Here is an 18,875-nt window from a genome sequence, read left to right as displayed (position 1 = left end):
CCTATTGCCAGCCCTTGCCTCACCGCCAGCGCTGGCAATGCTGCTGTGGAGACTTACTCATGTTACCTAGCCTATTTATCTCCCATGGTTCACCCATGCTGGCGCTTAATAAAACCCCGGCTCACGACTTCCTCCGCGAACTGGGCACACAGCTGTCACCCAAGGCGGTGGTCGTGGTGTCGGCACACTGGGAGAGCCTGGCGCTCAAGGTTAGTACCAGCGCCAAGCCGGAGACCATCCACGACTTTGGCGGCTTCCCACGGGCGCTTTTCGAGTGCCAGTACCCCGCCCCTGGCGAACCTGAACTGGCTGAACGGCTGGCCCTGTTACTGGGCGCCGAGCGGGTAGAGCGTGGCCTTGATCACGGCGCCTGGGTGCCCCTTTCGTTGATGTTTCCTGATGCCAATGTGCCGGTTGTTTCACTTTCGCTACCGGTGCGCTGGAGCAATCAGGAACTGGTCGCGCTGGGCGAGCGCCTGTCGGCACTGCGGGGAGAAGGAGTATTAATTATCGGCTCGGGCAGCCTGACCCATAACTTGCGTGAACTCATGCCCCAGGCGAGCCCTATGCCCGCCTGGGTCGATGAGTTCGCCACTTGGGTAAGCGAGCGTCTTATCGCCAATGATCGCGACGCACTGCTTAGCTGGGAGCGCGCACCCAAGGCCCAGAAGAATCATCCCACCCCAGAGCATTTCCAGCCGCTGCTGGTGGCTATGGGGGCGGGAGGCGAAGCTAGCCAGCTGCACCACAGCGTGGAGCACGGGGTGCTTGCCATGGACGTTTATGCCTTTAGCTGATCGCTACCCCTAACGATTCAGGTGGTTCTGCTTTGGAAGGCGTGAGATCACGCATTAACAGCGCAAACTCAAGCTGTTCAGGAGTGATGCTGATCTGGGGGAGGGGGATTCGTACGCGATGTCCCGAGCCAGGCGCTGCGTTTTGCGCTTCGCCTTGTAAGCTCTCGATATGCTCGAGCACGAAGCGGTGATTGCCACCTGGCAGCATAAGCTCCATGCCATCCCCCACTTCAAAGCGATTTTTAACCTCGACTTCCAAGGTGCCACGAGTCGGATCAAAACCCAGCACTTCACCGACGAACTGTTGGTGAACGCCAATGGAGTGCCCCTGCTCATAGCGCTGGAACTCGCCGTGAACATGGCGCTGATAGAAGCCCTCGGTGTAGCCTCTATTCGCCAGGTTTTCCAGCTCATCCATTAACCGTTTATTAAAGGGACGCCCAGCGACGGCGTCATCAATAGCCTGCCGATAGACTTGCGCAGTACGCGCGACGTAATAATGGGACTTGGTGCGTCCCTCGATCTTTAGCGATGCCACGCCCATTTGCGTCAGCCGAGCCACATGCTGCACCGCGCGCAGATCCTTCGAGTTCATAATGTAGGTGCCGTGCTCATCTTCATAGACAGGCATCAGCTTGCCGGGGCGGGAAACCTCCTCAATCAGCGCCGAGAGCTCGTTCTGGGTGTCGGCGGTTGCGGTGCCAACTCCCTGGGCGGCGATCAATTCGCCGTTGTCATCTTGGGTCGCCGCTATGGTGTTGTACTTCCAGCGACACGCGTTGGTGCAGGTGCCTTGGTTAGGGTCGCGATGGTTGAAGTAGCCCGATAGCAGGCAGCGCCCTGAGTAGGCGATACACAGCGCGCCGTGAACAAAGGTCTCGATCTCTAAGCCTGGGCACTTGTCACCTATTTCACCGATCTCCTCCAGTGACAGCTCCCGAGACAGAATGATGCGGCTAATACCCTGCTGCTGCCAAAATTGGGCGGCAGCCCAGTTGACGACATTCGATTGCACCGAGAGGTGGATGGCTTGTTCCGGCCAACGTTCGCGTACCATCATAATCAGGCCGGGATCCGACATAATCAGCGCATCGGGCCCTGCCTCAATTACCGGCGCCATATCCTGTAGGTAGGTTTTCAGTTTGCTGTTGTGAGGGGCAATGTTGGATGCCACGTAAAACTGCTTGCCCCGGGCATGGGCGTACTCAATCCCGCGATGTAAGTTATCAATTTTAAAATCGTTGTTGCGCACCCGCAGAGAGTAGCGCGGCTGCCCCGCGTAAACTGCATCAGCGCCATAGGCAAAGGCGTAACGCATGTTCTTGAAGGTACCGGCGGGGGAAAGCAGTTCGGGAGCTTGCTTCAGTCGTTCGGGGGCTTGCATAGAGGGTCACCGCGATCAGGACGATGGCACGCAGCGGGCTGCGCCGAAAGGGCTGGATTATAACCAGCCCAAACCCGCCGTTTTGGCAAGCTCACGGCTTCCGTGACCTGGATCAAAAAGTAACCTGTGTTTACGCCGTTGGACGACGTTTCAGGGTCGTGCGCCGGTCATGATACGCCACCGCTAACCCGCTGCCCATTATCAAGGCGCTGCCTACCCAGACCCAGAGATCCGGCATTTCACCCCAAAACCACCAACCCAACAGTACCGCCCAGAGCATAGCAGTGTAATCAAACGGCGCGGCGATGGCCGCAGGGGCAAACCGAAAGGCCAGAGTGATAAACGCAGTGGCCGCAACGCCCAATATGCCCGAAGCGAAAAAACCTACCCAGTGCCAGGGGTGGGGCGTCTGCCACACCCAGGGCAGCGTTAGTCCGGTAATCACCAATGGCACAAAGGTCATATAGAACAGCATCGCCCAGAGGTGTTCGCGGGCGCCGTAGCGGCGTGCGGTAATCATCATTAAGGCATAAAACAGCGCCGCGGCTACCAACACCAGCGCGCCCACCTGGAAGGCGTCACCATTAGGACGCACCACGATCAGCACACCGACAAACCCCACGAGTGATGCAATAAGTACCGGTGGATCAATCCGCTCACCCAATAAAGGCACTGACAACAAAGTGACAAAAAGCGGCGCCACAAAGGCGATCGCTGTGGCTTCTGCCAAGGGTAACAGCGTTAGCCCCCATACGAAGCAGGCCATGGTGGCGGTATAGATCAGCCCGCGCAGGAGATGGACGCCCGGCCGTTTTGTGCGCAGCTTGCGTAAGCCACCGGCAAAATGGGCAAGCAGTGCAATCAGCGGTAGCGATACCAAGGTACGGAAGAAAATAATCTGCAGCGGCGAGTGTACTTCCCCTAACCATTTGGAAACCGCGTCGCCCAGGGCTAAAAACAGAACCCCCAAACACATGCAGAATATGCCTTTCAGTGAGGTTGTCACCGCGATCTCCCTGTCCACTGTTCAACACCCAAAAAAAACAAAAACCCCGCCAATTAGCCATTGACGGGGTGATGACGGCCCATCCTTTTATAAGCTGGCGTTAACGACCATACAGTCCATGCCTTGGGAGTGCAGCTCTCGGCAGGCCTGGCGAGCGCGCTGCTCGTCCAACGCCATTAGCCGGGCGCGATAAACCGGGTTTTGGCCCTCTACCGTGTCCACAGCGACGCGTCCGCCTAAACTCTGGGCGATGCGTTGAGCCGCTTGCTGGGCCAATTGCCGCGCTTGGGCTTCGCGACTAAACGCGCCGACTTGCACACCCCATCCGCCACCCGCTTCGTTATTGGCGGCGGCCATCTGACGTTCCCGCTCAATAAACGCTTGTAGAGGGTCAGGCTGCGGCTCTTCGCTGACGGCAGGGGGGCGCTGAATGGTGACTATATCGGCTAGCTGCTCTTCAAGGTCAACCACCGGCGTCGAGGGGGTGGCGTTGGCCGCTGGCGACAAGGTAGTGGTTTCGACCACCGCTAATAGGGGTTGCTGGGGTGCGGGCTGCGGTGGTGCAACTGGCTGTGCAGGGGGCGCAAAGGCCATAAATTCCCGCGAGAAATCCGTGTCACCCATCCAGTTTCGCTGGTCACGCAGCGATGCGCGCAGGAAGCTGCGGTCGAGTAGGTTGGCCATGTGGGTATCCCGGGACTGGGATGAAAAACCGCCCATCACCACACCGACCAATCGCCGGTTACCGCGCATTGCGGTGGTCGCCACGTTAAAGCCAGAGGCACGAATAAAACCGGTTTTTAGGCCATCGGCGCCCGGGTAGTCACGCACCAGGCGGTTGTGGCTGGTATGCCGGGTGCCGCGGTAGGTGAACTCTTGCAAGCCGAAGTAGTGGTAGTATTGGGGAAAATCCTGCATTACGCGTACCGAGAGCGTTAGCATGTCACGGGCCGTGGTGATTTGGCCATCATCCGGCAAGCCGGAAGCGTTGCGAAAGGTGGTGGCGTGCATGCCCAGCTCGCGCGCCTTGGTGGTCATCATTTGCGCAAAATTCGCTTCGCTGCCGCCGAGGGCTTCGGCGACCACGGCGGCAACGTCATTCGCTGAGCGAACTGCGAGTGCACGAATGGCGGTGTCCACAGGAATCGAGCTGCCGGCAGCCAGCCACAGTTTAACAGCGGGCTTGGCGGCCGCGTAAGCGGAGACAGGCAAGGGTTGATCCAGGCGCAGCGTACCCTCTTCTAACGCTTCAAAAGTGAGATAGAGCGTCATCATTTTGGTCAGCGACGCAGGGTAACGCTGATCGTCAATATTCTCGGCGTAAAGCACTTCGCCATTGTCCAGATCCACGACGATACCCGCGTAACGCGGGTTGTCGGCATGCGCAGTGGTGACCATCGCGAGTATGAGCAGCATTAGCATACTCAAAAACCCTATTGCCGACGCTCCCCCGACAGCGCTTTTTATCCTCGCATACATACCTGCCCCTTGCTTGTTATCAATGCGCTAGTACTAACTACTGTTTGAACACCCTGCCACAGCTTCACTACCATGCCACACTCTAGGGACAACGCAAGGCTTGGGCAGGCGGAATAGCACCGCTCACTACGTTTAATAATATGCCGAGTATAGGTGATTAACAGGCAGTTAAGCGCAGAAAAAGAGAAGATTAATGCGTCCATAAAAAAACCGACCCTCTAGGGGTCGGTTTTCATTCGCTACCAAAGAGGCTCTGGCGCAGAGGATTACTCTTCTGCAGCGGCTTCTTCAACAACCGGACGGTCAACTAGCTCAACGAACGCCATAGGCGCGTTGTCGCCGGTGCGGAAACCGCACTTGAGAATACGGACGTAACCGCCCGGACGCTCGGCATAACGCGGACCTAGTTCGTTGAACAGTTTGCCGACGGCTTCTTTAGAGCGCGTGCGGGCAAACGCCAAACGACGGTTTGCAACGCTATCCTGCTTAGACAAGGTGATCAGCGGCTCGATGACGCGACGCAGCTCCTTGGCTTTCGGCAGGGTTGTCTTAATGACTTCATGCTCGACCAGCGAGACAGACATGTTCTTGAACATGGCCTGACGATGCGAGCTGGTGCGATTCAGATGACGACCACTCTTACGATGACGCATGGTTGTAATTCCTTACCAAACTGGGACTCAAGTCGACGCTCACGCGGAGGCCTTGTCGTCCTTCAGGCTAGCGGGTGGCCAATTTTCCAGCCGCATACCGAGGGACAAGCCACGCGCCGCCAATACGTCTTTGATTTCATTCAAAGACTTTTTACCGAGGTTCGGTGTCTTCAACAGCTCCACTTCTGTGCGCTGAATGAGATCACCGATATAGTAAATATTCTCGGCTTTTAGGCAGTTCGCGCTGCGAACGGTCAACTCAAGATCGTCTACGGGGCGCAATAGAATTGGATCGACATGATCCTCTTCCTCTTCGACTTCCTGCTCTTTATCAGCTTCCAGGTCGACGAAGGCGGCCAGCTGCTCTTGCAGGATGGTCGCACTGCGACGGATAGCCTCTTCCGGATCCAGGGTACCGTCGGTCTCCAGATCGATAATTAACTTATCGAGATCGGTGCGCTGCTCGACACGAGCAGCTTCAACCGAGTAGGAAACACGGCGGACAGGGCTGAAGGTGGCATCCAGCTGCAGGCGGCCAATGGCACGTGTCTCTTCATCAGAGCCGCGCGCGTCAGCCGGCTCGTAGCCACGACCCAGCGCTACCTTAAGCTGAATTTTCAGCTCGGCACCTTCATTGACATGAGCAATGATGTGGTCCGGGTTGACGATTTCGACGCTATGATCAAGCGCAATGTCGCCAGCAGTGACGACGGCTGGGCCCTGCTTGTTCAGCGTGAGCACCGCCTCATCGCGGCTGTGCATCTTGATCGCAACATCTTTCAAGTTCAGGAGGATCTCAATGACATCTTCCTGCACCCCTTCGAGCGCACTGTATTCATGCTCGACGCCGGCGATTTCAGCCTCTACCACGGCACAGCCGGGCATAGAAGAAAGCAGAATGCGACGTAGTGCATTCCCCAGGGTGTGACCAAAGCCACGCTCGAACGGTTCGAGCACGATTTTGGCGTGATGTGCGCTGATTTCTTCGACCTTGATGTCGCGAGGACGGAGAAACTCTGTCACTGAACGCTGCATATGAACACCTTTCAGGCTGCCAAACGGATACTTGGTACTCGGTACGATCTGGCGCGGGGGTTAAACCGCCACCAGATCGACAAGAAACAGAAATGCTGCTTACTTGGAGTACAGCTCGACGATCAGGTTTTCGTTGATGTCGGCAGACAGGTCACCGCGTTCAGGCAGAGCCTTGAAAGTGCCTTCCATCTTCTTGGCGTCGATTTCGATCCAAGCGATATCGCCACGGTTGGCCGCAATGGACAACGCGCTTTGAATACGAGCTTGGTTTTTCGCCTTCTCGCGAATGGAAACAACGTCACCCGGCTTCACTTGATAGGAAGCTACGTTAACGGTGCGGCCGTTCACGGAAATCGCCTTGTGGCTGACCAGCTGACGCGCTTCAGAGCGAGTCGAGCCGAAGCCCATGCGGTAGACGACGTTATCCAGTCGGGATTCGAGCAACTGCAACAATACTTCACCGGTCGCGCCTTTCAGGCGAGCGGCTTCTTTGTAGTAGTTACGGAACTGTTTTTCGAGTACGCCATACATGCGACGTACTTTTTGCTTCTCGCGAAGCTGCAAGCCGTAGTCTGAAAGACGCTGACGACGCTGGCCGTGTACACCCGGGATCTGCTCGGATTTACACTTTTTCTCGAAGGGAGTCACACCACTCTTTAAAAAGAGGTCGGTGCCTTCACGACGAGACAGTTTGCACTTAGGTCCAATATAACGAGCCATGAATCTGTCTCCTTAAACGCGGCGTTTCTTAGGCGGACGGCAGCCATTATGGGGAATGGGCGTCGCGTCTACGATGCTTTGCACGCGGAAGCCGGCGGCATTCAGTGCGCGCACGGCGGATTCACGACCGGGACCTGGGCCTTTAACCAGTACATCTACGTTTTTCACACCATACTCGGCTGCAGCAGTTGCTGCACGTTCGCTTGCCACTTGAGCAGCGAACGGGGTGCTCTTGCGAGAACCACGAAAACCCGAACCACCGGCAGTCGCCCAAGAAAGAGCGTTGCCCTGGCGGTCTGTGATCGTCACGATCGTGTTGTTAAAAGAGGCATGGATATGCGCAATCGCATCCACTACCTGCTTTTTAACCTTTTTACGGTTACTACGCGGGTTAGCCATGTTGATGTCTATTCCTGTCTTTACGCCAGAACGTGCGTGTTATTTGCGGATCGGCTTACGCGGGCCCTTACGGGTGCGCGCGTTAGTCTTGGTCCGCTGACCACGCAGCGGAAGACTACGACGATGACGCAGACCACGGTAGCAACCTAAGTCCATGAGACGCTTAATGTTAAGCGTAACATCACGACGAAGGTCACCTTCTACGGTGTACTTGCCAACTTCAGAACGCAGGGTGTCGACTTCTTCAGAAGACAGATCCTGGATCTTGGCAGTAGGCGCGATACCGGCTGCTGCACAGATGTGCTCAGCACGGGTACGGCCAATCCCGAAGATATAGGTCAGCGAGATCGCCGCATGCTTGTTGTCCGGGATATTGACGCCTGCAATACGGGCCATCAGCTTACTCCGAAATTTGAGCGGCTTGCTCGTTTATTCATCTACAAAAGGCGCAACAGCATACCCCATCAATTGCCCTAAGGCAAGGGGTATGCTGGCACCCGCTTAATACAACCCAGGCTATTAACCCTGGCGCTGTTTGTGCCGTGGTTCGCTGCAGATGACGCGGACAGCGCCATTGCGACGAATGATCTTGCAGTTACGGCACATTTTCTTTACGGAAGCTCGAACTTTCATCGATCTTTCTCCAAAAACCGGCTCGCGGCGCGCCCTCTCTAACTTAATAGGGTTGGACGGCGCCTCAGCGCATGATACCGCCGCTACCGTAGCCTTTCAGGTTGGACTTCTTCATCACTGAGTCATACTGATGCGACATGAGATGCGACTGCACCTGGGCCATGAAGTCCATGATGACCACGACTACGATTAACAACGAGGTACCGCCGAAGAAAAACGGCACGTTCCACGCCACAATCAAGAACTGGGGCATCAAGGAAACCGCAGTGATATACAAGGCACCGAACAGGGTCAAACGTGTCATGACCTTGTCGATATAGCGAGCGGTCTGCTCGCCGGGGCGAATGCCCGGCAGGAAAGCGCCTGACTTTTTAAGATTGTCAGCCACATCCTTGGGGTTGAAGACCAGCGCTGTGTAAAAGAAGCAGAAGAATACCACTGCCGCCGCGAAAAGCAAGATGTAAAGCGGTTGACCTGGGCCTAATGCCTGAGATGCACGCTGCAACCACTCCATACCTTCACCGGCACCTACCCACTGACCAATAGAGGCCGGGAAGAGCAGGATACTGGAGGCAAAAATAGCCGGAATAACACCGGCCATGTTGACCTTCAAAGGCAGGTAGCTACTTTGCCCTGCATACATCTTATTGCCCACTTGCCGCCGCGGGTAATTCACTTTAAGGCGGCGTTGGCCGCGCTCAATGAACACCACAAAGGCGACAGTCGCAATCCCTAACACCGACAGCGCTAACAGCGGCAGAACATTCCAGGCCCCTTCATTACGGGCAAGCTCAAAGGCTTGGCCCACGGCGCTGGGCAGTCCCGCGACAATACCGGCGAAGATCAGCAGCGAAATACCGTTGCCGATACCCTTCTCGGTAATCTGCTCACCTAGCCACATCATAAACACCGCGCCCGATACGAACGTAATCACGGCGGTGAAATAGAAGCTGAAGTCAGCAGTGTACGCGATGCCTTGGCTAGCCAGACCGACGGACATGCCGACTGCCTGGACAAACGCCAGTATCACCGTGCCGTAGCGGGTGTACTGGCTAATCTTGCGGCGGCCAGCCTCACCCTCTTTCTTGAGCTGCTCAAGATGAGGGGAGACCGCAGTCATGAGCTGCATGATAATCGACGCCGATATATAGGGCATGATACCCAGGGCGAGGACACTCATACGCTCCAGGGCGCCACCCGAGAACATGTTAAACATGCCCAGGATGGTGCCCTGTTGCTCCCTAAACAAGGCAGCAAGCTGGTCAGGATTGATACCGGGAACGGGAATGTGGGCACCAATACGGTACACCACGATGGCGAGGAGCACGAAGCGCAAACGCGCCCACAGTTCACTCAGACCGCTGCCCATCGCCGGCATGTTTCCTGACTTGGCCATTTAGTCCTCTACCTTGCCGCCAGCGGCTTCGATCGCTTCACGGGCACCTTTGGTGACCTTGATTCCGCGAACGGTAACCGCTGTTTTCAGTTCGCCAGAAAGGATGATCTTCGCGTGTAGCGTAGCATCCTTCAGCACGTTGGCTTCTTTCAAAGATGCCATGGTGACTTCGCCACCGGCAACTTTAGCAAGCTCAGCCAGGCGCACTTCTTCAGAGACCAGAGATTTTGCAGACGTAAAGCCGAATTTCGGCAAACGACGCTGCAAAGGCATCTGACCGCCTTCGAAACCGGGCTTAACACTGCCGCCACTACGTGACTTCTGACCTTTGTGACCACGGCCACCGGTCTTACCAAGACCGGAACCGATGCCACGACCAACGCGCTTTGCAGCGTGTTTGGAGCCCGGAGCCGGGCTTAGGTTATTGAGTTTCATGGATTACTCTCCCTCAACGCGCACAAGGTAGTTCACCTTGTGGATCATGCCGCGTACGGCAGGGGTGTCTTCCAGTTCAACCGTATGACCGATGCGACGCAGACCCAAGCCTTTAATAGTAGCCTTGTGCTTGGGCATAATGCCGATGGTGCTGCGGATCTGGGTAACCTTGATCGTTGCTGCCATGGTGCCTTACCCCGTGATCGCTTCGACAGACAGACCGCGCTTGGCGGCCACGTCTTCCGGTGCTTGCATGGAGGAGAGACCTTTAACAGTCGCTCGAACCACGTTAACCGGGTTGGTGGAACCGTAGCACTTGGCCAGTACGTCGTGGACACCGGCAAGCTCTAGTACAGAGCGCATGGCGCCACCGGCGATAATACCGGTACCTTCGGAAGCCGGCTGCATGTACACCTTGGAAGCACCGTGACGGGCTTTGACCGGGTACTGCAGCGTATGGCCAGCAAGGTTCACCTTGACCATGTTGCGACGAGCTTGATCCATCGCTTTCTGGATTGCGACAGGCACTTCACGCGCCTTGCCACGACCGAAACCGACACGACCTTTACCATCACCAACGACGGTCAGTGCGGTGAAGCCGAAAATACGACCACCTTTGACCACCTTGGCGACGCGGTTGACCTGCACTAACTTCTCTTGCAGATCACCGCTTTGCTGTTCGTTCTTCGCCATCGTAAAACCCTTTAGAATTCCAGGCCGCCTTCACGTGCGGCGTCGGCCAGCGCCTTAACGCGGCCGTGATACTTAAAGCCAGCACGGTCGAAGGCCACCTGGGTGATGCCTGCTTCTTTAGCGCGTTCAGCAATCAGAGCACCTACTTTAGAGGCCGCATCTGAGTTGCCGGTCGCACCCTCGCGCAGTGCTTTATCCAGCGTAGAAGCACTGGCTAGCACTTTGCCACCATCCGGCGAGATAATCTGCGCATAGATGTGACGCGGGGTACGGTTGACGCACAGGCGATACACGCCCAGCTCGCGGATCTTTGCGCGAGCGCGGCGGGCACGACGGAGACGAGATTCTTTCTTCGCGTTCATAACCCTGCCTTACTTCTTCTTGGCTTCTTTGCGACGCACCTGCTCGTCGGCGTACCGAACACCCTTGCCTTTATACGGCTCAGGGGGACGGAAGGCGCGGATTTCCGCGGCGCACTGGCCGAGCTGCTGCTTATCGGCGCTTTTCAGCACGATAACGGTGTTCTTCGGCGTTTCCGCTGTAACACCTTTAGGCAGTTCGTAGTCGACCGGGTGCGAGAAGCCCAGTGAAAGATTGAGCGTCTGGCCCTTAGCTTGGGCACGATAACCGACGCCAACAATTTCGAGAGTTCTTGTGAAACCCTCGGATACGCCCGTTACCAGGTTCTGAACTAAGGCGCGGGTAGTACCGGCCATGGCCCAGCTCTTGGCAGACTCACTCGGGGCGAAGGTCAGCTGGCCATCTTCTTGACCGACCACTACATCAGAGTGGATGGTCATAGATAGCGTGCCCTGGCCGCCTTTGGCGGTCAGCTGGTCAGCATTGATTTTAATATCAACGCCGGCAGGCACTTTAACCGGATATTTCGCTATGCGGGACATTCCAGCCTCCTAGAATACGGTGCAGATGACTTCGCCACCGACACCCGCTTGGCGCGCGGCACGATCGGTCATGACACCATTGGATGTGGTGACAATCGCGATACCCAGGCCATCGGCAACCTTAGGCAAGTTATCCTTGCCCATGTAGCGGCGCAGGGACGGCTTGGAAACCCGCTGAATGTGCTCAATGACCGGCTTACCCTCAAAGTACTTGAGAGTTACGGTTAGCTCAGGCTTAGTGCCCTCCGCTACCGCAAAGTCGGCAATGTAGCCTTCTTCCTTTAGCACTCGGGCCACTTGCACTTTCAACTTGGAGGACGGCATGGTTGCCGTCTCCTTGGTGGCCATCTGCGCATTGCGGATACGGGTAAACATATCCGCCAGAGTGTCTTGCATGCTCATTTAATGTGCGCTCCTGATAATTCTACGTGGCGTTACCAACTGGACTTTTTCAGTCCTGGAACGTCGCCACGCATGGCGGCTTCACGCAGCTTGTTACGGCCAAGGCCGAACTTGTTGTAAAAACCGTGCGGACGACCGGTAATACGGCAGCGATTACGCTGACGCACCGGGCTTGAGTCGCGCGGCAGTTGCTGCAGCTTCAGCGTCGCCTCGAAGCGGTCTTCCTCAGTCGTGTTCACGTCTGAGATGATCTTCTTGAGTTCAGCGCGCTTGGTCGCGTACTTCGCAACCAGCTGAGTACGCTTAAGCTCACGCTCTACCATACTTTTCTTAGCCATGATCTCGCCCCTATTTCTTAAACGGGAAGTTCAGCGCGGTTAGCAGCGCACGACCTTCCTCGTCGGTGTTGGCGGTCGTCGTGATAGTGACGTCCAACCCCCGGATGCGATCGATTTTATCATACTCGATCTCCGGGAAGATGATCTGCTCACGCACACCCATGGAGTAATTGCCACGACCGTCGAAAGACTTCGGGTTGAGACCACGGAAGTCACGCACGCGGGGAATCGCGATGTAAACCAAACGATCCAAGAAGTCCCACATACGCTCAGCGCGCAGTGTTACCTTGATGCCGATGGGCCAACCTTCGCGCACCTTGAAGCCCGCGATGGACTTACGTGCTTTGGTCACCAACGGTTTTTGACCAGAGAGTTTCTCTAGGTCACCGATGGCATTGTCAATCAACTTTTTATCGTTGACTGCTTCGCCGATACCCATGTTCAGAGTCACTTTAGTGATCCGGGGTACCTGCATAACGTTGGCATAGCTGAACTCTTCTTTGAGTTGAGCTGCTACCTCGTTTTGATAACGTTCTTTCAAGTTCGCCATTTTGCTACCCGACTCGCGTTAGGCGTCGATCTGCGTCTGCGTCGACTTGTAGATACGTACCTTGGTACCGTCTTCCTTCACTTGGAAGCCGACGCGATCCGCCTTACCGGTCTCCGAATTGAAGATGGCTACGTTGGACGCGTGAATCGGAGCCTCACGCTCGACGATACCGCCCTGATTACCCGCCATGGGATTTGGCTTGGTGTGACGTTTAATCATGTTCACACCGGACACCAAAAAGCGGTTATCTAATACCCGCTTAACGGTGCCACGCTTGCCTTTATCCTTCCCGGCGATGACGATGACTTCATCGTCACGTTTGATCTTTTGCATATCCGCCTCGCTCCTTACAGCACTTCAGGCGCTAAGGAAATGATCTTCATGAACTTTTCATTACGAAGTTCACGAGTCACCGGCCCAAAAATACGGGTACCGATGGGCTGTTCGTTGGTGTTATTCAACAAAACTGCCGCATTTCCATCGAAACGGATGAGCGAACCGTCGGGACGACGGACGCCACTACGGGTCCGGACCACGACCGCTTTTAGCACCTGGCCTTTTTTGACCTTGCCACGCGGAATCGCTTCCTTAACCGTGACCTTGATGATATCACCAACGCGAGCGTAACGACGATGTGAACCGCCTAACACCTTGATGCACTGCACCCGGCGCGCTCCGCTGTTGTCGGCGACATCCAGCATTGTCTGAGTCTGAATCATCGGTTTTCTCCAAACCTAATCTGACTGCACTGATTGACAAGCCAGGGGGTTAACCCTTGGCGTGTTCAACCACCTCGACCAGCGTCCAAGCTTTTTTCTTGGAAAGCGGACGGCACTCTTGAATAGAGACCGTATCGCCTGCCTTAGCCTGGTTCGCCTCATCATGGGCGTGCAGCTTGGTGGAGCGCTTAACGTATTTTCCGTAGATCGGGTGACGCTCGCGCCGCTCGATCATGACGACGATGGACTTGTCCATCTTATCGCTCACCACTTTACCGGTGAGCGTACGCTTTGTGTTTTCTTCGGCCATCTCAATCACCTGCCTTCTCGTTGAGCAAAGTCTTAACGCGGGCGATATCCCGGCGGACCTGCTTGAGCAGATGAGTCTGGCTCAGTTGGCCTGTGGCCTTCTGCATGCGCAGGTTAAACTGCTCGCGGAGGAGTTCGAGGAGTTGCTCCTGGAGCTCTCCTGCGGACTTTTCACGAATTTCCTGGGCTTTCATCACATCACCGTCCGTTTCGCAAAGGTGGTGGATAAGGGCATTTTCTGTGCGGCAAGCTCAAACGCTTCACGTGCGAGCTCTTCCGACACGCCTTCAATTTCATACAGGACCCGACCCGGTTGGATCTGGGCAACCCAGTACTCAACAGAACCTTTACCTTTACCCATACGAACTTCGAGCGGCTTCTTGGAGATCGGCTTATCAGGGAAGACGCGGATCCAGATTTTACCGCCACGTTTTACGTGACGTGTGATCGCACGACGGCCTGCTTCGATCTGACGCGCAGTGATGCGGCCGCGACCAGTAGCTTTAAGGCCGTATTCCCCGAAGCTGATCTTGCTTCCGCGATGCGCCAGGCCACGGTTGCGGCCTTTCATCATCTTGCGGAATTTCATACGCTTGGGCTGTAACATCGACTCGCTCTCCCCTTACCTGGAACCTTTCTTCTTGGGCGCGTTGCCGGCAGGCTGCTGTTGCTTAGCCTTGGCACGTACTTCCTCGATACCGCCGAGGATTTCACCCTTGAAGATCCACACTTTGACGCCGATAACGCCATAGGTGGTGTGAGCTTCGTAAGTGGCGTAGTCGATATCCGCACGCAGTGTGTGCAGCGGAACGCGACCCTCGCGGTACCATTCGGTACGTGCGATTTCAGCGCCACCAAGACGACCTGACAGCTGAATCTTGATGCCACCAGCGCCAAGACGCATTGCGTTCTGTACCGCGCGCTTCATCGCACGACGGAACATGACGCGACGCTCAAGCTGACCCGCTACGTTAGCAGCGACTAGCTTGGCATCCAGCTCCGGCTTGCGAACTTCTTCGATGTTCACATGCACGGGAACGCCCATCATCTGGGTGAGATCGCGACGCAGACGGTCGACATCTTCACCTTTCTTACCGATCACGATACCCGGACGGGCAGTGTGAATGGTGATGCGGGCATTGTTCGCCGGACGCTCGATGTGGATGCGGCTAACAGAGGCGCTTTTGAGACGCTCTTCCAGGAAGCTACGCACTTCGAGATCGTTATTGAGCTTATCGGCGTAAGCGCCGCGCTCAGCATACCAGACAGAAGCATGGTCTTTGACGATGCCCAGTCGAATGCCTGTTGGATTGACTTTCTGACCCATCGGTCGACTCCTACTTCTCGGCTACCTTGACGGTGATGTGGCACGTGCGCTTCAAGATACGATCCGCACGCCCCTTGGCACGCGGCTTGATACGCTTGAGCGTCATGCCCTCATCGACGCAGATGGTCGAGACACGCAGCTCGTCAATATCCATGCCGTTATTTTCTTCCGCGTTTGCAATCGCGGATTGCAGCACCTTCTTAACCAGCTTGGCAGCCTTCTTCGGTGAGAAGGTCAGCAGGTCGAGTGCCTCGGCGACAGGTTTACCGCGCACCTGGTCAGCCACCAAACGGGCCTTCTGGGCGGATAAACGAGCGCCAAGCAGCTTAGCTGTGACTTCCATCTCTCAATCCTCTCTGGCTTACCGTTTGGCTTTCTTATCCGCCGCATGCCCGCGATAAGTGCGAGTAGCAGCGAATTCGCCCAATTTGTGGCCAACCATTTCCTCGGATACGTGCACCGGGACGTGTTGGCGACCATTATGGACCGCGATAGTGAGGCCTACCATATTGGGCAGGATCATAGAACGACGCGACCAAGTCTTGATCGGTTTGCGATCGTTCTTCTCCACTGCAGCCTCTACCTTCTTCAAAAGATGAAGGTCAATGAAGGGACCTTTCTTTAGTGAACGTGGCACAGCCGTTACCTCTTAATGTCTTGGCAATTTAGATCAACGCGTCTTATTACGACGACGAATGATCAGCTTGTCGGTGCGCTTGTTCTTACGCGTCTTATGACCCTTAGTCGGCACACCCCATGGGGATACCGGGTGACGACCACCACTGGTGCGGCCTTCGCCACCACCGTGCGGGTGATCGACTGGGTTCATCGCGACACCGCGAACAGTCGGACGCACACCTCTCCAGCGCTTCGCACCGGCCTTGCCAAGTTGACGCAGGCTGTGCTCAGAGTTGCTCACTTCACCCAAGGTCGCGCGGCACTCGGCCAACACTTTACGCATTTCGCCAGAGCGAAGACGCAGGGTGGCATAGTTACCTTCACGAGCAACCAACTGGGCGCTTGTACCGGCACTGCGAGCAATCTGCGCACCTTTACCCGGCTTGAGTTCGATGCAGTGCACCGTAGAACCCAACGGGACGTTACGCAGCGGCAAGGCATTGCCTTTCTTGATTGACGCGTTTACACCAGATTCCAGCACGTCACCCGCGCTGACACCTTTCGGTGCAATGATGTAACGACGCTCACCATCGGCATACTTCAGCAGCGCAATGTGCGCACTGCGGTTGGGATCGTGCTCAAGACGCTCAACGGTGGCAGGAATGCCATCCTTGGTGCGTTTGAAATCGATCAACCGATAGTGGTGACGATGACCACCGCCCACGTGGCGGGTGGTGATACGACCGTAGTTGTTACGGCCGCCGGACTTGGACTGTTTTTCTAACAGCGGTGCATAGGCACGGCCTTTAAACAGTTCCTCACCAACGATCTTGACGACGTGGCGACGACCGGCGGAAGTGGGTTTGGTCTTGACGATTGCCATTATCCGTACTCCTGCCCTTATTCGGCGCCAGAGAAGTCTTCGAGCGTTTCACCCGCAGCCAGGGTCACATACGCTTTGCGGTAACCCTTACGCAGGCCAACGCCGTTCGCAGTACGCTTCGTTTTACCCTTCATGTTCAGTACCTGAACACTGCCGACCTTCTTGCCGAAAAGTGCTTCAACGGCTTTCTTGATCTCGGGCTTGGTAGCATCAGATGCCACCTTGAAAACGTACTGGTTGCGCTCGGCTGCCATTGCGGCCTTTTCGGTCACGTGCGGCCCAAGCAGAACCTTAAATACGCGTTCCTGGTTCATGCCAGCTTCTCCTCGAATTTACGCAGGGCGGAGACGGTAATCAGCACCTTATCAAAGGCGACCAGACTTACCGGGTCAGCTGCCGCGACATCCACCACGTCAACGTGGGGAAGGTTGCGTGCGGCCAAATAGAGCTTTTCGTCAACTTCTTCAGTGACGATCAACACTTTCTCAAGGTTGAGCTCTTTTAGCTTGGCAGCTACCTGCTTGGTCTTAGGCGCATCGACGACGAACTCTTCAATCGCGACCAAACGCTCTTGACGTACCAGCTCTGACAAGATGGAGCGCATCGCTGCACGGTACATCTTGCGGTTAACCTTCTGGGTGTAGTCTTGCGGACGCGCCGCGAAGGTTACGCCGCCGCTACGCCATAGCGGAGAGCGGATGGTACCGGCACGTGCACGACCGGTGCCTTTCTGACGCCACGGCTTTTTACCACCACCACGAACGTCGGAACGACTCTTTTGTGCGCGGGTTCCCTGACGACCAGCCGCCAAATAGGCAGTGACAACCTGGTGAACGAGCGCTTCGTTGAATTCTTTGCCAAAAGTGGCGTCGGCTACTTCAACGGTACCCGCGCCTGCAGCAAGATTCAGATTCATTGGTAATTATCCCCTTCAGCCTGCTTTCACGGCGCTGCGAACGATAACGTCACTACCGGGAGCACCCGGTACGGCGCCTTTAATCAGCAGCAGGTTACGCTCGGCGTCGACACGGACGATCTCAAGGCTCTGCACGGTGCAACGGGCGTTACCCATTTGACCGGCCATCTTTTTGCCTTTGAAAACGCGACCCGGTGTTTGACACATGCCGATAGAACCCGGCGCGCGATGCGACAGAGAGTTACCGTGAGTCATATCTTGGGTACGGAAGTTCCAGCGCTTAACAGCACCCTGGAAGCCTTTACCCTTAGAGGTGCCAGTCACGTCAACCATTTGACCAGCTTCGAAGAGGGATACGGTGATTTCGCCGCCCACTTCAGGAATCTCTTCGCCTTCTGCAAGACGAAACTCCATCAGTGCACGACCAGCTTCAACACCCGCCTTGGCAAACTGACCAGCCTGCGCTTTTGTGAGGTGCTTAGCTTTGCGAGAGCCAGATGTGACCTGAATCGCTGCGTAACCGTCAGACTCGACAGATTTAACGCGTGTAACACGATTAGGATCAACTTCAATAACGGTTACGGGCACAGACGCGCCGTCTTCGGTAAAGACACGGGTCATCCCGGCCTTTTTACCGACTAAACCGATAGTCATACTCAGTCTCCTATAGTGTACGGGGCTATCACCCGCTATGGCTGCCCTTTCCAGAGCATTCCACTAGCACATTGTATGGCGCCTCACGGCGCGGCGGCTGCTGCTCATGCTAACTCTTTACGAAGAGCGATGAACGCTGGGCCGCAAAGTGACTAGTGTAATTAGTTGAGTTTGATTTGCACGTCTACGCCTGCGGCGAGATCAAGCTTCATCAAAGCATCAACAGTTTTTTCGGTCGGCTCAACGATGTCGAGCACACGCTTGTGCGTACGAATCTCATACTGGTCACGCGCATCTTTGTTGACGTGCGGCGAGATCAGAATGGTGTAACGCTCGCGATTGGTCGGCAGCGGAATCGGACCACGAACCTGAGCACCAGTACGCTTAGCGGTTTCAACAATCTCCGCTGTAGACTGATCGATCAGGCGATGGTCGAAAGCTTTCAACCGAATGCGAATCTTTTGGTTCTGCATTTGCCCTAAACTCCAATGGATGTCGACGGCGCGAGCCGTCTACCCACGCATTCAAAGGATGCGCATTATAGGCACGCCAAAAGCCCATGTCAAACATTTGCTGTTGGTGCGCAGAAAAGGGGGCTCATCAGAGCCCCCTTCTTCATTCAAGCAT

Annotated in this window: 32 protein-coding genes; 1 reads left to right on the top strand and 31 read right to left on the bottom strand. The window is 55.8% G+C overall.

Features of this window, described 5'->3' with window-relative positions; translation table 11 throughout:
* Positions 1-59 precede the first annotated feature (59 nt).
* On the top strand, positions 60-797 hold the full coding sequence (locus OM794_RS00945) for a DODA-type extradiol aromatic ring-opening family dioxygenase (RefSeq protein ID WP_226250599.1): 738 nt from the start codon (positions 60-62) through the stop codon (positions 795-797).
* Here the strand turns inward: OM794_RS00945 and yegQ are convergent.
* The 31 genes from yegQ to rpsJ all read right to left on the bottom strand — a co-directional run bounded on the left by yegQ (position 790) and on the right by rpsJ (position 18,721).
* Positions 790-2,181, bottom strand: coding sequence for a tRNA 5-hydroxyuridine modification protein YegQ (gene yegQ, locus OM794_RS00940; RefSeq protein ID WP_226250598.1), 1,392 nt, complete (start codon positions 2,179-2,181; stop codon positions 790-792). The two genes, OM794_RS00945 and yegQ, sit on opposite strands and share 8 nt — an antisense overlap.
* 130 nt (positions 2,182-2,311) lie before the next feature.
* A complete protein-coding gene (locus OM794_RS00935; protein ID WP_226250597.1) occupies positions 2,312-3,187 on the bottom strand; it encodes a DMT family transporter in 876 nt (291 codons plus the stop codon).
* 87 nt (positions 3,188-3,274) lie between these two features.
* Positions 3,275-4,609 (bottom strand): D-alanyl-D-alanine carboxypeptidase, encoded by a 1,335-nt coding sequence (locus OM794_RS00930; RefSeq protein ID WP_226250596.1) that lies wholly within the window; start codon positions 4,607-4,609, stop codon positions 3,275-3,277.
* Between the two features lie 323 nt (positions 4,610-4,932).
* Positions 4,933-5,319, bottom strand: a complete 387-nt coding sequence (gene rplQ / locus OM794_RS00925; RefSeq protein WP_008959150.1) for a 50S ribosomal protein L17 — start codon at positions 5,317-5,319, stop codon at positions 4,933-4,935.
* A gap of 39 nt (positions 5,320-5,358) precedes the next feature.
* Positions 5,359-6,354: a DNA-directed RNA polymerase subunit alpha gene (locus tag OM794_RS00920; protein WP_008959151.1), complete on the bottom strand. Its 996-nt coding sequence runs from the start codon at positions 6,352-6,354 to the stop codon at positions 5,359-5,361.
* A 99-nt stretch (positions 6,355-6,453) separates the two neighbouring features.
* A complete protein-coding gene (gene rpsD, locus OM794_RS00915) occupies positions 6,454-7,074 on the bottom strand; it encodes a 30S ribosomal protein S4 (RefSeq protein ID WP_008959152.1) in 621 nt (206 codons plus the stop codon).
* A gap of 12 nt (positions 7,075-7,086) precedes the next feature.
* The gene (gene rpsK / locus OM794_RS00910) at positions 7,087-7,473 is read right to left on the bottom strand and encodes a 30S ribosomal protein S11 (RefSeq protein WP_007111985.1); all 387 of its coding nucleotides are present in this window, start codon (positions 7,471-7,473) and stop codon (positions 7,087-7,089) included.
* 39 nt (positions 7,474-7,512) lie between these two features.
* Entirely contained in the window at positions 7,513-7,869 is a 357-nt protein-coding gene (rpsM, locus tag OM794_RS00905; RefSeq protein WP_022520863.1) for a 30S ribosomal protein S13, read from the bottom strand.
* 123 nt (positions 7,870-7,992) lie between these two features.
* Positions 7,993-8,106: a 50S ribosomal protein L36 gene (gene rpmJ, locus OM794_RS00900; RefSeq protein ID WP_008959154.1), complete on the bottom strand. Its 114-nt coding sequence runs from the start codon at positions 8,104-8,106 to the stop codon at positions 7,993-7,995.
* A 64-nt stretch (positions 8,107-8,170) separates the two neighbouring features.
* Complete coding sequence (secY, locus tag OM794_RS00895) at positions 8,171-9,502, bottom strand: preprotein translocase subunit SecY (RefSeq protein ID WP_071695006.1); 1,332 nt, start codon at positions 9,500-9,502, stop codon at positions 8,171-8,173.
* Positions 9,503-9,937, bottom strand: coding sequence for a 50S ribosomal protein L15 (rplO, locus tag OM794_RS00890; protein WP_101147111.1), 435 nt, complete (start codon positions 9,935-9,937; stop codon positions 9,503-9,505).
* 3 nt (positions 9,938-9,940) lie between these two features.
* Entirely contained in the window at positions 9,941-10,123 is a 183-nt protein-coding gene (rpmD, locus tag OM794_RS00885; RefSeq protein WP_226250595.1) for a 50S ribosomal protein L30, read from the bottom strand.
* A gap of 6 nt (positions 10,124-10,129) precedes the next feature.
* Positions 10,130-10,630, bottom strand: coding sequence for a 30S ribosomal protein S5 (gene rpsE / locus OM794_RS00880; RefSeq protein ID WP_007111990.1), 501 nt, complete (start codon positions 10,628-10,630; stop codon positions 10,130-10,132).
* 11 nt (positions 10,631-10,641) lie between these two features.
* On the bottom strand, positions 10,642-10,992 hold the full coding sequence (gene rplR / locus OM794_RS00875) for a 50S ribosomal protein L18 (RefSeq protein WP_008959159.1): 351 nt from the start codon (positions 10,990-10,992) through the stop codon (positions 10,642-10,644).
* A 9-nt stretch (positions 10,993-11,001) separates the two neighbouring features.
* The gene (gene rplF / locus OM794_RS00870; RefSeq protein WP_088702077.1) at positions 11,002-11,532 is read right to left on the bottom strand and encodes a 50S ribosomal protein L6; all 531 of its coding nucleotides are present in this window, start codon (positions 11,530-11,532) and stop codon (positions 11,002-11,004) included.
* Between the two features lie 9 nt (positions 11,533-11,541).
* Entirely contained in the window at positions 11,542-11,934 is a 393-nt protein-coding gene (gene rpsH / locus OM794_RS00865; protein ID WP_088702076.1) for a 30S ribosomal protein S8, read from the bottom strand.
* Between the two features lie 32 nt (positions 11,935-11,966).
* Positions 11,967-12,272 carry a 30S ribosomal protein S14 gene (gene rpsN, locus OM794_RS00860; protein ID WP_040479530.1) on the bottom strand — a complete coding sequence of 102 codons (306 nt, stop codon included), beginning with the start codon at positions 12,270-12,272 and terminating at the stop codon, positions 11,967-11,969.
* Positions 12,273-12,282: 10 nt separating this feature from the next.
* Positions 12,283-12,822, bottom strand: coding sequence for a 50S ribosomal protein L5 (gene rplE, locus OM794_RS00855; RefSeq protein WP_035582688.1), 540 nt, complete (start codon positions 12,820-12,822; stop codon positions 12,283-12,285).
* An 18-nt stretch (positions 12,823-12,840) separates the two neighbouring features.
* Positions 12,841-13,155 carry a 50S ribosomal protein L24 gene (rplX, locus tag OM794_RS00850; protein WP_088702075.1) on the bottom strand — a complete coding sequence of 105 codons (315 nt, stop codon included), beginning with the start codon at positions 13,153-13,155 and terminating at the stop codon, positions 12,841-12,843.
* Between the two features lie 14 nt (positions 13,156-13,169).
* Positions 13,170-13,541, bottom strand: coding sequence for a 50S ribosomal protein L14 (rplN, locus tag OM794_RS00845; RefSeq protein ID WP_008959163.1), 372 nt, complete (start codon positions 13,539-13,541; stop codon positions 13,170-13,172).
* Between the two features lie 49 nt (positions 13,542-13,590).
* Complete coding sequence (rpsQ, locus tag OM794_RS00840; RefSeq protein WP_007111998.1) at positions 13,591-13,851, bottom strand: 30S ribosomal protein S17; 261 nt, start codon at positions 13,849-13,851, stop codon at positions 13,591-13,593.
* Between the two features lies 1 nt (position 13,852).
* The gene (gene rpmC / locus OM794_RS00835; protein ID WP_007111999.1) at positions 13,853-14,044 is read right to left on the bottom strand and encodes a 50S ribosomal protein L29; all 192 of its coding nucleotides are present in this window, start codon (positions 14,042-14,044) and stop codon (positions 13,853-13,855) included.
* On the bottom strand, positions 14,044-14,457 hold the full coding sequence (gene rplP, locus OM794_RS00830) for a 50S ribosomal protein L16 (protein WP_007112000.1): 414 nt from the start codon (positions 14,455-14,457) through the stop codon (positions 14,044-14,046). Before rplP ends, rpmC begins: the two co-directional genes overlap by 1 nt.
* A gap of 15 nt (positions 14,458-14,472) precedes the next feature.
* Positions 14,473-15,177 (bottom strand): 30S ribosomal protein S3, encoded by a 705-nt coding sequence (rpsC, locus tag OM794_RS00825; protein ID WP_088702074.1) that lies wholly within the window; start codon positions 15,175-15,177, stop codon positions 14,473-14,475.
* A 10-nt stretch (positions 15,178-15,187) separates the two neighbouring features.
* Positions 15,188-15,520 carry a 50S ribosomal protein L22 gene (rplV, locus tag OM794_RS00820; protein ID WP_007112002.1) on the bottom strand — a complete coding sequence of 111 codons (333 nt, stop codon included), beginning with the start codon at positions 15,518-15,520 and terminating at the stop codon, positions 15,188-15,190.
* An 18-nt stretch (positions 15,521-15,538) separates the two neighbouring features.
* Positions 15,539-15,814, bottom strand: coding sequence for a 30S ribosomal protein S19 (rpsS, locus tag OM794_RS00815; RefSeq protein WP_009098993.1), 276 nt, complete (start codon positions 15,812-15,814; stop codon positions 15,539-15,541).
* A 33-nt stretch (positions 15,815-15,847) separates the two neighbouring features.
* Positions 15,848-16,678 carry a 50S ribosomal protein L2 gene (gene rplB, locus OM794_RS00810; RefSeq protein WP_008959166.1) on the bottom strand — a complete coding sequence of 277 codons (831 nt, stop codon included), beginning with the start codon at positions 16,676-16,678 and terminating at the stop codon, positions 15,848-15,850.
* 17 nt (positions 16,679-16,695) lie between these two features.
* Positions 16,696-16,992, bottom strand: coding sequence for a 50S ribosomal protein L23 (rplW, locus tag OM794_RS00805; protein ID WP_008959167.1), 297 nt, complete (start codon positions 16,990-16,992; stop codon positions 16,696-16,698).
* Complete coding sequence (gene rplD / locus OM794_RS00800) at positions 16,989-17,594, bottom strand: 50S ribosomal protein L4 (protein WP_007112005.1); 606 nt, start codon at positions 17,592-17,594, stop codon at positions 16,989-16,991. The genes rplW and rplD overlap by 4 nt, the downstream gene beginning before the upstream one ends.
* 15 nt (positions 17,595-17,609) lie before the next feature.
* Entirely contained in the window at positions 17,610-18,248 is a 639-nt protein-coding gene (rplC, locus tag OM794_RS00795; RefSeq protein WP_035582685.1) for a 50S ribosomal protein L3, read from the bottom strand.
* Between the two features lie 161 nt (positions 18,249-18,409).
* Complete coding sequence (rpsJ, locus tag OM794_RS00790; RefSeq protein WP_007112007.1) at positions 18,410-18,721, bottom strand: 30S ribosomal protein S10; 312 nt, start codon at positions 18,719-18,721, stop codon at positions 18,410-18,412.
* Positions 18,722-18,875: the final 154 nt, after the last annotated feature.

This window comes from Halomonas sp. BDJS001 (genome assembly GCF_026104355.1).
Lineage (GTDB): Bacteria > Pseudomonadota > Gammaproteobacteria > Pseudomonadales > Halomonadaceae > Vreelandella.
Note: the sequence above shows the minus strand (reverse complement) of the source record. Positions and strands in the feature narration are given on the sequence as shown.